Source organism: bacterium (genome assembly GCA_030647005.1).
Classification (GTDB): Bacteria; Patescibacteriota; Patescibacteriia; order JACPHY01; family JACPHY01; genus JAUSKG01.
On sequence record JAUSKG010000005.1, the window covers coordinates 1 to 13,092 of the forward strand.

The 13,092-nt window shown below is 62.8% G+C and carries 11 protein-coding genes; 2 read left to right on the forward strand and 9 right to left on the reverse strand.

The window, feature by feature from the left end; all coding sequences use genetic code 11:
- Window positions 1-308: 308 nt before the first annotated feature.
- Window positions 309-866, reverse strand: a complete 558-nt coding sequence (locus tag Q7S96_00435; GenBank protein ID MDO8462729.1) for an NYN domain-containing protein — start codon at window positions 864-866, stop codon at window positions 309-311.
- A 267-nt stretch (window positions 867-1,133) separates the two neighbouring features.
- Entirely contained in the window at window positions 1,134-2,204 is a 1,071-nt protein-coding gene (locus tag Q7S96_00440) for a hypothetical protein (protein MDO8462730.1), read from the reverse strand.
- Window positions 2,205-2,390: 186 nt separating this feature from the next.
- Between Q7S96_00440 and Q7S96_00445 the strand changes: the two genes are divergently transcribed.
- Window positions 2,391-2,846: a hypothetical protein gene (locus Q7S96_00445; GenBank protein ID MDO8462731.1), complete on the forward strand. Its 456-nt coding sequence runs from the start codon at window positions 2,391-2,393 to the stop codon at window positions 2,844-2,846.
- 53 nt (window positions 2,847-2,899) lie between these two features.
- Here the strand turns inward: Q7S96_00445 and Q7S96_00450 are convergent, their stop codons facing one another.
- The 4 genes from Q7S96_00450 to Q7S96_00465 form a co-directional block, all read right to left on the reverse strand.
- Complete coding sequence (locus tag Q7S96_00450; protein MDO8462732.1) at window positions 2,900-3,952, reverse strand: YibE/F family protein; 1,053 nt, start codon at window positions 3,950-3,952, stop codon at window positions 2,900-2,902.
- 71 nt (window positions 3,953-4,023) lie between these two features.
- A complete protein-coding gene (locus Q7S96_00455) occupies window positions 4,024-4,827 on the reverse strand; it encodes a metal ABC transporter permease (protein MDO8462733.1) in 804 nt (267 codons plus the stop codon).
- 4 nt (window positions 4,828-4,831) lie between these two features.
- Window positions 4,832-5,590, reverse strand: a complete 759-nt coding sequence (locus tag Q7S96_00460; protein MDO8462734.1) for an ATP-binding cassette domain-containing protein — start codon at window positions 5,588-5,590, stop codon at window positions 4,832-4,834.
- Window positions 5,581-6,501 carry a zinc ABC transporter substrate-binding protein gene (locus Q7S96_00465; protein MDO8462735.1) on the reverse strand — a complete coding sequence of 307 codons (921 nt, stop codon included), beginning with the start codon at window positions 6,499-6,501 and terminating at the stop codon, window positions 5,581-5,583. Before Q7S96_00465 ends, Q7S96_00460 begins: the two co-directional genes overlap by 10 nt.
- Window positions 6,502-6,609: 108 nt before the next feature.
- Between Q7S96_00465 and Q7S96_00470 the strand changes: the two genes are divergently transcribed.
- On the forward strand, window positions 6,610-7,023 hold the full coding sequence (locus Q7S96_00470; protein MDO8462736.1) for a Fur family transcriptional regulator: 414 nt from the start codon (window positions 6,610-6,612) through the stop codon (window positions 7,021-7,023).
- Between the two features lie 258 nt (window positions 7,024-7,281).
- On the opposite strand, the gene Q7S96_00475 is transcribed toward Q7S96_00470, so the two are convergent.
- The 3 genes from Q7S96_00475 to Q7S96_00485 all read right to left on the reverse strand — a co-directional run bounded on the left by Q7S96_00475 (window position 7,282) and on the right by Q7S96_00485 (window position 13,066).
- Window positions 7,282-9,069, reverse strand: a complete 1,788-nt coding sequence (locus Q7S96_00475) for a GspE/PulE family protein (protein MDO8462737.1) — start codon at window positions 9,067-9,069, stop codon at window positions 7,282-7,284.
- A gap of 18 nt (window positions 9,070-9,087) precedes the next feature.
- Window positions 9,088-10,497: a pyruvate kinase gene (gene pyk, locus Q7S96_00480; protein ID MDO8462738.1), complete on the reverse strand. Its 1,410-nt coding sequence runs from the start codon at window positions 10,495-10,497 to the stop codon at window positions 9,088-9,090.
- A 280-nt stretch (window positions 10,498-10,777) separates the two neighbouring features.
- On the reverse strand, window positions 10,778-13,066 hold the full coding sequence (locus Q7S96_00485) for a hypothetical protein (GenBank protein MDO8462739.1): 2,289 nt from the start codon (window positions 13,064-13,066) through the stop codon (window positions 10,778-10,780).
- Window positions 13,067-13,092 lie beyond the last annotated feature (26 nt).

Sequence of the window (13,092 nt, forward strand, 5' to 3'; positions counted from 1 at the left end):
CCATTCGGCACTGAAGATGCCTCCGGCGGTGTTCCGAGCACGGCACGAAAAGAAAATGACGGCCATGATGGCCGCCTAACGAAGGCAATACTTTACCGGACGAAATGAGAAAGCGTGTCTAAAGAATGGGGTACATACCAACTCGACTCGCCCAGACATCCAAATTCCGCACGACTTCCGCCCATTCCATGACCTCCTGAAGAAACCCCGTTCTAACATCGTCCCGTCCGGCCCGTTTTGATGAAACACCGTATAGCGACCACCCGTAACGGGTGGTCGCTATGGTTTTGGACTTCGTACAACGCGCTCTATTCCGAAGGTTGATCCTCGAAGGGAACAATTTCCTCCTTGATCAACAACCTCGAAGTGGTGACGTACTTCTGGAGTCCCAAACTTGGCTGGTGCGCAAATCCGATGTATTCAACATTTTTCCCGAGCGCCCGTACCTTGCGGATTGCGGGGATGAGATCGGTATCAGAAGAAACAATGATGAAGGTGTCGCATGTACCCTCGTACGCATCAACGAGGAGATCAACTGCGAGCTGTACATCAACTCCTTTCTCGTGATAGTCCCCATCATGCTCCATAAGGTATCCGCGACGAACCTCGAAATGCTGGGACGGCGAGGTCAGATGAGAAAATAATTGCTGCTGACGCTTCCGAAGTTGTTGACCCCGCTCATCTCCTTCCTTTGCTCGAATCACACCAACGTAGTAGCGTTGCGAAATCACGCTCCGCTCTCGAGCAAGCCAGGCAGTAAGACCACGGAAGTCAAACTTCCGCTTGTTTTTGACTTCAAGGGACTTGAGCTTGTAGTAAAAGTTGCTCCCATCGATCAGCACTGCGATGCGTTCTTGTTTGCTCATAAACCACAAAACCCGCCGTGTGCCCGTGAGGGCGCAGAGCGGGTGGTGTTAGTATCTTCACTATACCCAGTCGCACTCCACCCGTCAATGCCCAGTGTATCAAATAGCTCCATTGAGGGGAATAATATGCAAACGCCCCATGCGAGTGGGGTGTTTGCGGTTATTGATGCTTGCGCATCAAGGGAAATACAAAAAAACGACGTGTTGGTATGGGAGACATATGAGCATCACCCACCCCGTGAAGGGGTGGGTGGTATTGGAGTCGAGCTAGGGCGATGTCCCGTACCTGTACTCGCGTGGCGATGATGTCCGACGGGCGATGGCGAGGAGCTTGGTGCCTCCGGGGAGCACGGCGGCGTGCACTGCGACGCGCTCGCCCTGTTCGTGGAGTAGTATCCACATGGCGTAGGCGGCACCGGACTTCACGACGACATCCGCGTGGGCGTGGGCGCGACAGAGCACCTGGAGTATCGCTTTGAGGTGCGATGGCGGTGCGAGCACCGCGATGAGCTGGAGGAGCTTCGCGCGAGTGAACCCCGCATCCTGATCCGTTCGCTCCTGGAGCGATGCTTCGAGCGTACACGCGAGCTCGTAGAGCTGCGATGCACTGGGGATTGCTCCTCGCGCTACCGGGGCCTGGGCAATGAACGACCGTATCGCGACACCGAGGGCGAGGCGAAGGTGCTTGATGGGCCACGTGTGCAACCGCCGCGCCAGTTCGGAGATGCCTCGGGGATCCTCGAGGACGAAGATGGACATCAGCGCACGCGCGGCGACGTACGGATCTTCCTCGAGCAGCGTGTCCATGACGGCAATGAGGTGGTCAGCGAGGTTCGTGGCGTACGGAGTACCGCGACCGACGCCGCGTGCCGCTTCCACCGCCGCAAGGAACCACGTTCGTTGCGGATCACCGCGCAGGATGCCGAGTGCCACGGGTGCAGCACCTTGCGCGCCCAGCTTTGCACAGGTGTTGAGCCATAGCGGTACATCGTCTGGCCGCGATGCAACCGCTTCGTGAAGGCATCGGAGCGCCTCATCTTGACTCTGCTGCAACGCTCCGTACACCACCCCGGCGATGATGAGCTCTTCCGCTCTCACCTGCAACGGTGACGGGAGTGTCGCGATGACGTGCCGGAGGGCCTGCGACCGCTCCGTGCAGGTGTAGCCAGGATTGGCATCTTCCAAGCCAGCACCGCACCCGCAGAGTCCCGTACGGATCCTGAACCCGGATTCCACCTGCCAATCAACTGCGACCCGACCACCACCGAACATGACCTCGAGCACCCGACCACCATCTGGCCCGTGCACGATCGCGCGCGCCGCAGGCAGCTGCACCATAATCTCATCGCGAAGGGACTCCAACTCACACATGACACACCTCCATGGTCTTCGTTTCCTGCACGCTGCCACCGTACCTACCACACCGTGCGCGGTCAAGAGCGAGTAAGAATCTTTATACAGAAGATTGGCACCTCCCGCAGTACATGGTATGGTGATCGTGGATCTTTTGAGGAGGATTGCATCATGGTGAAACGGGTATTGGTGTTGCTCTGCGTTGTGGTCGCACTGCTCGTGGTTGGTGGGTGGTACATCGTAGGATTTGGGCATCCGGATCGTGATCTCGTACGACTGGGGGGTGATATGGTGGTACTTGGATCGGTCCTGGGCGGCATCCCGCTCGGCATCGTCCTCTGCATCATCTTCGTCGCGGACTCGCTCGCCGTGCACAAGCAGGGTCTCCCGCCAGGCATGGGGTGGTGTGTGCTCTTCGGTGCGGGTGTGGTGACGCTGCCGGGGGTCGCGCGCGCATACGAGGGTGAGTACTACTACCCGCGCAACACCGACATGTCGGAGCCGTGGGTGTTGTACTTCGCGCTCGCCATGATCGCGCTCCTGGTCATCCTGAACGTCATCGGGGCGATCGTTGGTATTTTCACCAGACCGAGACACGACAATGGCACTCCGCCATCGCATGGCTGACCGCGACACTCCTCCCCATTGGGGAGGAGTGTTCTCTTGCTCATGCAATGTTGCTACCGCGCACGTCGTTTGATGAGGAGCACCGCGAACCACGTCGTGAGCGGGACAGCGGCGATCACGCCGATGGAGCCGACGAGAGCGCGGATAATCTCGGTGGCGATCATCTCACGGTTCACGATCTGGTCAAGCGGACTGAGCGCATGACTGAAGAGCAAGAGCAACGGGAGTGCTGCGCCGACGTAGGCGAGCGCGAGCGTGTTCACGAGCGCGCCAACGTGCTCGCGTCCGATGCGTAGTGCGCGCTGGAACAACGCACGAGCGGTGAGCATTGGTGCGGCATCGTTGAGCTCTTTGACGGCGGCGGCCTGCGTGATGGCGACATCGTCCAGAACACCGACCGCACCGATGATGATCGCGGCGAGGAGCAGACCCCGAAGATCAATCGCACCACCGGTACCAATGTCCAGGTAGAAGGCGGCATCATCTGCCAAGCCGGAGAACTTCGAGATGGAAACCGCTACGGTAGCGAGCGCAGCGGTGAGTCCGACGGCAACAGCGGTACCGAGGAATGCCGCAATCGCCGTGCGTCCCCTGCCGTGCGTGAGCGCGATGGAGACGAAGAGGATGCCGATGGCAACCGCGGTGGCCCACAGCACGGGCGATCCGCCGGCGAGGATACGCGGCACGAGTACCCCGATCACCGCGACGATGCTCACGCCTAAGCTCGCGAGCGCGCGCACGCCCTGCCACCGACCGAGGGCGACGACCGCGAACATGAAGAGCGCCGTGAACCAGAGCAGGGCGGAGCGACGGTCCACCTCCTCTATTTGGAGGTACTCATCACCATCGAGCGTGACGAGGCGATGGACGAAGAGCTGATCCCCTGTTTCGAGGCGCACACCATTGAAATCGAGCTCCGCACTCCGGCCCTCCTGCGTGCCACTGAGGAGCTCCACGGTGAGCTGCTGACGATCACCATCGCGCACGACGCTCCGCACGACGGCATGGTGTGTCTCCTCCACCACGTCGCTCATCTGTGCATACGATGGGAGTGCCACGCTCAAACCTATGAGCATCGTCAGTACGAGTATTGCTTTTCGACGCATAGAGATGCGAGCGTGGAAAAAATATGTTGCATTCCGAGTACGCGGAGAGGGAGGGGAACGGATGACGATGTTCATCGCGGGCGATGCGCGAGGACGGAGGTGAGGAGGAAGATCGCAACGGCGATGAGGACAATGGTGGCACCGCTCGCGAGATTGAAAACGAATGAGGCGGTGAGGCCGAGGATAACGGAGAGCACGGAGCACGCGACGGCGATCGCCCACGTGGCTCGGAAGCCCAGGCGCAGCTGCATCGCCGCGAGCACGGGAACGACCATGAGCGCGCCGATGAGGAGGAGACCGACGACGTTGATGGCGATGGCGATCGTTGCGGCACCGAGTACGGCGAGCGCGCGGTTGAGGAACCGTACCGGCAAACCGGCGGCGAGTGCGACATCCTCATCGAGCGACACGGCAAAGAGAAGCCGCCAGAGAAGCACCGCCGCGAGCACGGTCATCGCGCCAACAATGGCGATTGCGACGATGGACGCGCTCGAAACCGTGAGGATGCTTCCGAAGAGGAAGCTCGCGATGTTCACACCTGCGGCCGGTTGCAGGCCGAGGAGCACGACGCCGAGCGCGAGACCGCCGAAGAGGAAGAGCGTCATGATCGCATCGGGCGCGAGCGCGCGCCGCTCGCGGAGGCGTTCGATGCCGAGCGCGGCGAGCACACACGCGACGAGTGCGGCCCACACGGGAGCAACACCAACGAACAAGCCGCCCGCGATACCCGCGAGTGAAATGTGTGCGAGCGTATCCGCCATGATCGCGTAGCGTCGCACGACGAAGAAAATGCCGATCGTCGGCGCGACGACCGCGAGGATGAGGCCGGCGGCGAGCGCGCGAACCATGAAGTCGTACTGGAAGAAATCGAGCATACGGCTACGCGCTGTGGTGCGACACGAGTTCATCACGGCTCGCATGGAGGATGGTTCGGAGCTCCGCACCACCGATGTGACACGCGTGTGCACCGTGGCACACAAGCTCGTGGCGGAGACAGATCGCCGCGTCTGCCTCGCGGACGATGCGGTGGACATCGTGGGTGACAAAGAGGATGGTCGTCCCCGTGCCATGGATCGCACGGAGCGTCGCGTAGAACTCTTCGCGTGATTGGGGGTCGAGTCCGTCAATCGGCTCATCGAGGACGAGGAGGTCTGGCGTGGCGGCGAGTGCGCGGGCGAGCAACACGCGCTGGCGCTCGCCACCGGAGAGCGAGCTCACCGTCCGGCGGAGGAGGTGCGTGATGCCGAGGACATCCACCGCAGCAGCAATCGCGCGACGATCCTCCGCCGCGAGACGACGGAACAGCCCGACGCGCTGCGTCCGTCCGGCGGCAACGACCTCGCGGACGGTCGCGGGAAAGTGCTCATCAATACGTCCGCCGCGCTGCGCGATGTACCCGACGCGACGACGAACGCGTGCGTCGCTCACCGGTACTCCAAAGAGCCGCACGATACCCGCAGATGGCGTGTCGAGACCGAGGAGCGTTCGGAGGAGCGTCGTCTTCCCACCACCATTCGGACCAATCATCGCCACGTACGACCCGGCATCAATCGAAAACGAAAAGTCCTCGCAGATGGTCATCCCACCGCGCCGGAGCGTGAGCGCATTGACGGCAATCGCCGGTGTTCCTACTGACATGCCATTGCAGTGCGAAGATTCGTGAGGTTCTCACCCATGACCGAGAGGTACGATGCGCCCGATGCGCGCTCGGCATCCGTGAGGCCTTCCAGGGGATTGAAGACGAGCGTTGCTGCGCCGATCTCGCGCGCGAGCGTCTCCGCGAGCTCGTGACTCACGAGCGTCTCGAAGAAGACGTGGCGCACTCCGTGTGTACGCGCTTCCCGCGCAATGGCCGCGAGCGTACCCGCGGACGGCTCGACATCTGGAGAGAGTCCCGCGATCGCGAGCACCTCGAAATCGTACGCGTCGGCGAGGTACTGGAATGCGGCGTGCGATGTGACGACGATGCGGCGACCGCAGGTGGCGAGGCCGTCCGCATACGCGCGATCGAGCGCGATGAGCTGTACGAGGAACGCACCTGCGTTCGCGCGGTACGCGCTCGCGTGCGCACCATCATGTGCAATGAGTGCATCGCGCATCGCCGCGACCTGACGCTGCGCGTGTACGGGGTACAGCCAGAAGTGCGGATCGAAATCGTCATGGTCATCATCCCCCGCGGGGAGCAATCCGTCTATCACCTCCCGCATCTCCAGCACTGTGACACCACGCTCCACTGCCGATGGAACGAGATCGGTCACCCATGCATCAATACCGCCATTGACGAGCAGGAGGTCCGCATCGTAGAGACGTGCAATATCGTTGGGCGTCGGCTCAAAATCATGCGGCTCCACGCCAGCGGGGGTCAGCGTCTCGACGGTGACGAACTCCCCACCAACCTGTCGCGCGAACTCCGCGAGCGGGTAGAAACTCGCGGCGACACGCACGCGCCCGTCGTCGCGCACGCGCTGGGGTACGGTTTTTTTCGTTACAACCACGACGAGAAGCGCGATGACGGCGATGACGAGCACGCTGCCGATGTACTTTCGCATAGGACCGAGTATAGATGAGAATAATTCTCATTTATATCGTCCCGCATTCCGCTCGACTCGTCAAGATGGACTCGTCAACGAGCCGAAACTCTGGCACCATAGAGCTGTATGACTTCCTCTCGCATCACTGCCGCACTCAACGGTGCCTCCCTGCGGGCGACACCCGCGCGCATCGCACTCATCGCCGCGCTCGAACGCGCGGCGAAACCGCTCGCCGTCCCCGAGCTCGCCGAACGCCTGCGTGGTACCGTCAACCAAGCGACGCTCTACCGTGCACTCCAGCAACTCTCGGACGCGGGACTCATCCGTCGCGTGAACCTTGAACACGACCACGCGCACTACGAACGTGTAACGGACGACCACCACCACCTCGTCTGCACGACGTGCGGACGCGTGGAGGATGTTGCGCAGTGCACCATAGACCGACTCACCTCCCGCACGCTCCGTGCGTCCGAGCACTTCGCGAGCATCGAGCGCCATGCACTCGAGTTCTTCGGGACGTGCAATGCGTGCGCGCGGTAGCACCCGAGGGACACACCACGAACACCCCGCGCATGCGTGGGGTGTTCGTGGTGACGGAAGCATTCCTACGACGTGGGCTCCTGCACCGATCCACTCTGCTCGCCGTGGACGTGCGTACACGATGGGCACGTCTTACACTCACAATCTGCGCAACCACTATCGTCATGCGTGTGTTCGCAGCCCGAACACGTCCCCGGCTTCTCGCACGTCTGCTCCTGATCCGACCCACAACCTGTGCAGGTGTGATGCATAGAAAAACTATCGTATGAATACGCAAGTGGAAGCCGCATCTCTCGTATCGGGAGTCGCGTCCTCCGGAAACGCAGCGACCGGTGTCATGTGGAGCACCTCTGCGAGGGTGATCGCGCCCTGCAATGCCTTCGCTACAGCATCATCGAGGAGCACCGTCATGCCATCCTGTCGCGTCTGGGCGGCAAGAACGTCCCTCGAGGCGCGGGTGCAGATCATCGCACGCATCATATCGGTCATCTCCAGAACCTCGAACACGCCAACCCGTCCGGAGAAACCGGAGTACTGACAGCGGTCGCAGCCCCTCCCCTCGGAGACCGAGAGCCGATCGAGATCGTGGTGGCCGTGACGCTCCAGTGCGGCAACGAGTGTGGGGATGCGCGCGATCTCTCGCTGCTCATCCGCGGAGCAATGCCGGAGCGTACGACATGCCGTACAGAGCTTCCGCACGAGCCGCTGCGCGATGATCCCACGCAGTGCGGACGCGACGAAGAACGGAGCGGCACCCATGGCGATGAGGCGTTGGAGCGCGTCCACTGCACCATCCGCGTGGAGCGTCGCGAAGACGAGACGGTTGGCCATCGCGTGCTCGATGGCAATCCCCGCGGTCTCCGCATCGTGGAGCGCATCAACCGCGATGATGTCGGGGTCCTCGCGCACGATGGCGCGGATGCCCTGCGCGAACGTGCGATCCGCTCGGGGACCTCCCGACACCTGGTGGACACCCTCGATATCGTACGCGATCGGATCCTCAACCGTGGCAATACGCACCCCGCGCCGATTGAGCATCGTGAGCATCGCGTAGAGCGTCGTCGTGATACCAGAACCCGTGGGACCGGTGACGAGGAGCATCCCCTGGGGGTGCGAGACCTGCCGATGAACGCGGACGAGATCGTCGTCCGCAAGTCCAATGGTCTGGAGTGAGAACTGCCGTGCGTGCGATGCGAGGAGGCGCAGGACGACGCGCTCCCCCGCTCCCTCGGGCACGATGGAGACACGGACAGCGGCGGTGCTCTCGCGCTTGGTCCGATCGCCACGCACGTCGCCGACGACTGAGAAGCGGAATTTCCCATCCTGTGCCACGCGATGTGCGTCGGTCTGCAGCTGTGCGAGCATCCGTACCCGTACGAGGAGCGCCTGCTGGAGCGTGCTCGGCATCTCGAACGCATCGTGGAGCATACCATCGATGCGGAAGGACACGCGGATGTGGTCACGGTGCAGCGTGATGGAGATATCCGACGCGCGATTCTCATGCCCGTACTGGAGCAACGCGTCCACCACCTCGACCACTGCACGATCGCGCTCCTCGCGTGGCTGCCGGAAATCTCGCACCGTACGCAGGAGGCGTTCGAGCACCTCGCGGATGCTCATGTGGTACTGATCGAGCGCGACGCGCACCACGCGGGGTGTCGCGTGGTGCGGGAGCACCGGTACACCGATGTACTTCGCGATGACGTGGATGACCTCGTGATCATCCGGATGTACCATCGCGAGCTTCACACCGGCGTCGGTCTGCGCGAACGGCATGACCTCCCTGCTCCGCGCGACGAGCTCCGGTACAAGCCCGAGCACTTCCGCGGGTATCGGGCTGATCGCACGAATGAACGGGACACCGTAGTGCCGCTCGGCGAGGAGGAGGCCGAGATCATCTTCCGCCATGGCCCCCCGATCCACGCACACGTCCCGGATGTCGCGTCCCACGCGACACGCTTCCGCGACGACACGCGCGAACGTTTCTGCGGAAACGTACCCGGGATGGACGAGGAGCTCTTCCCATCGCTCCGTGGACAGCTGCATACGGGATACCGCAGGGCTTTACTCCACCATCACCCGATTGGTGGTTCCGGGATGACCCCAGGGTTCACCGGTGACAATGACGAGCTTCACGCGCTGCGGTTGTTTGCGACGCTGCGTGATCGCACGGCGTGCGCGGGTGAGGAATGGACCCGCCTCCTTCGTCATGGGCACGAGCACCGGCACGATGCCGTAGGAGAGATTGAGCTGGCGCTGCACGGTCGCATCGGGCGTTGCCGCGTACACCGGCAGTTGCGGCCGGAATCGTGCCACACGTCGCGCCGTGCGTCCGGTTGCGGTCGCAACGAGGATGCCCGCAACCGTCGGGATGTGCGCTGCGAGGAGCGCGGCACATTCCGCGACGACATCCGCGGGATCCATGCGGCCGGGTGCGGGGAGCGAGACACCGATATCATCGAGCGACGTCGCCTCGATCTCCGCCGCGATCGCGCTGAGCATCTCGACGGCCTCAACGGGGTACTCGCCCGTCGCGCTCTCGCCGGAGAGCATGACCGCGTCCGTGTGGTCCATGATCGCGTTGGCGACATCGGAGACCTCCGCACGTGTCGGCCGCGGGTTGCGGATCATGGAGTCGAGCATCTGCGTCGCCACGACCACGGGCTTGCCGGCGGCGTGCGTCTTCTCGATGATCGTCTTCTGGTGCACGGGAACCTCTGCCGCCGGCAGCTCCACGCCGAGATCACCGCGCGCGACCATGATGCCGTCCGCAGCGGCGAGGATCTCATCGAAGTGCGTGATGGCCTCCGGCTTCTCGATCTTCACGATGATTTTTTGATTGCCGCCGAGCTTGCGCACGAGTTGCCGAAGCGCGAGCACGTCGCTCGCGCTGCGAACGAACGAGAGCGCAATCCAATCCGCGCCCTGCGCAACCGCGAACGCCGCATCCTTCCGATCCTTCAAGGCGAGCGCCGGAAGCGCGAGGTGCGTCTCCGGCAAGTTCATACCCTTGTGCGACGTGAGTGTACCGCCGGTGACGACTGTGCACGCGATGTCCCGCCCTCGGACGCGCACGACGAGCACCTCGATGAGGCCATCGTCCAGGAGGATGCGCTGGCCCACGCGGACATCATCGTGGAGGCCGCGGTACGTGAGCGGTATCTTCTTGCCATCGAACGTCGTGCTCGCGGTCGTGAAGATGACGGGCTTCCCGCGCGTGAGCGTCACGCCAACTTCCGGGAGCACACCAACGCGAATCTTTGGGCCCTGGAGGTCTGCGAGGATAGCGAGCGGCTCACCCGTTTGTTTCGCCACCGCGCGGATACGCGTAATCGCCGTACGGTGCCACGCGTGATCGCCGTGCGACATGTTCAGCCGACACACGTTCATCCCCGCCCGCACCATGGCGGTGAGTGTGGCCTTTGTCTCCGATGCCGGCCCAATGGTCGCGACGATTTTCGTGCGCTTGTGCATAGCGGTTATCACCAACCAGTGTACCACGCTGCGCGCGGTTATCTTTCCACTCGTGCGACTGCGGAACCACATGTCATTGCGAGGAACGAGTCCGCGAGTGACGTGGCAATCCCGGTCATATCGGTACAAGGTGAAAGCCGGGTGCGCTCATGGCCGGGATTGCCGCGTCGCGGACTCCTCGCAATGACACGAGAAAAAAGACCGGTCCCCCTTTCAGGGAACCGGTCTCTCAATGCATGCATCCATCTGCGCATAGCAGTGCAATCTGCGCAGTGATCTCCTACTCCCAGTGGACCAACTGACACGCGCCATCCTTCACGTCGCCCATGAAGGCGAAGAGGAAGAGCGCGGCATCGCGAATGCCGCGGCACAGGGCGCAGCAGCACGCGAACCCGAACACGAACGGCCATGCGCAGGCGGCACGGAAACGCGCCGCCATGGGCGAACGCCAGAACGCGCGGAGCAGGGCGTCCAGCTGGAGCCCTCGGACAAACCCGAGGAGGAGCTGGAACGTGCTCATCAGGAGCACCCCGAAAATGAATTCGGAGACAAGCTCCACGCCGTGGAGACGCTGCATCATTCCCGCCCACACCACGAAACGCTCCGTGCGCGTACCCTCGATGAGGACGCGCTCTGCTTCCTCCGCACCGGCGATTTCGTCAGCGAACGACGCGGCGACTCTTTCGCACACATCAGTATAGTCCTGCACAGAAACACCGAACGGAGGGATCTCATGCGCGTACCACCGCGAATCCCACTGCCAGTGCTCCTGGTAGCACGTCTTGCTCAGTTCGGCGACGAGCGCGGTCGGGTCATCGCGGAGCGATGCGAGCGTGGCGCGAAGCCATGCTTCGACTTGGGCGACATGCGCATCTATCGCGCGCCGCCGTTCATCGTACTCGGCGTAGTCCCTCCACTGCCGCGCAGTTGCCTCTGCATCGGCTTGCGCGATCATATCCTTGCCGGTTTGATACACAGCGCGGTAGCGATCCATCACCGCCGCACAGACCGCCACGGGGGTGGCGCAACGCACGGGGTCCTCCCAACTCCCGTCTCCAATGCACACCCGTGGGCCGTCGTTCTTGTAGAACCACGCACCCTGCTGAAGCAGGCATCGTGCGTCCACCCACTCCGTCAGCATGCGGGGATCATCAGCGGGAAGATGCTCCACCTCGCGGAGCCCTACAGCACTGAAGAGTGCTTCTTGCTTGTGCACGATCTGCGAGCGGATCGTGCTGTAGTGCTCGGCCCGTGCCTCCAGGTGGGCGACGGTGACCGCGAGGAGCCCTTCCACCTCGACACTGACACGTTGCACGAGCGACGTACGCTCGAACGGTGTTGAGAAGGCACTCGATGTCCCGATGCCGAACGCATCGTGATAGAACACCACGCGCCACCAATCGTACCACTCCTGAGGATACGCGTTTTCGGAGGTCGCCGCCGCCACGCCCACTCCCTGCCAGTTGTCGGAGAGATAGCGAAGGTCATAGGGGAAGCCACGCAACTGGAAGCCAATCTCTTCGAGCTGCGAGTACGTTCGCTCCTGCGCATCGAGCGTTTGGAGGAACAGCACAACATGGGTCTCGAATGCTTCGAGATCGGTACGGATTCGCTCATCCATGATGGTAAACGCAGCGAGCGCGAGACGCGTCTCGAACGCATCGAGCTCGATCGCACGCTGGACCGCGTGCGCGTCCATCTCGGGACGCGCGACTTCTTCGGCCTGTTCGAGCGCGCACGCGTATGCGGCGCGTTCACGCTGCTCTGCGAGCTCCGCGATGTGCGCGGGCTGCCACTCGTAGTGGTACCATCGCCCAGCGACCATCGCACCGGCTGCGACACCGTACCCAACGAGACCCACGAGACCGGCGGCTACACCGAATGCCGCCGTGCGGCCGTAGCGCCGAACACCGGCGGCGAACAGCGTCGCGGTGATGCGTACAGCACCGACGGCGAGCGCACCAATACCCCGCACGCCATGCACCACGACGAAGGTGGTGCCGGATGCGACACCGACGATGGCGAACGCGAGGAACACGAGCACCTGCCTGCGCAAGGCAACGCCGAGCACGTAGCACACGCACGCGGCGGCGACCTTCCAGAACACCGGACACCGCGAGACCGGACGGCCGTTCGGGTTGAACGGCTGCTCATCCGGCGGCGAGCGCAGGAAGGCGAGCGTCCGATCGTACGCGACTGCGCGTCGGCTCCTGTACACGACATCCTCGACACGGAACGCCGAGCACGTCGCACACCCCTCTTGGTGCTTGTGCATCGGGAGCGTAGGCATCGCTCCGTACGAGAATCCGGTTGCGCAGAACAGCCGTCGCAGCGTGACGATCCACCCACGGTCCTCGCCGTACGCGCGCAGGTAGAGCCGCGCGTACCATGAGTCCTTGTTGAAGGTGAGCGAGAGGAGCGATCCTCTCCGCCCACACGACGCGCGCCGTGCCGCCGGATTGGCGAGCACGTCCCATGCGATGCCCAACGGGGCGACGAAGACGGTCACGATCACCGCCAGTACCATCCCGCAGTACATCACGAGCTGCGCCAACAATCGTGCGATCATCTCTGCCTCCTCTCCCACCGCTCTCG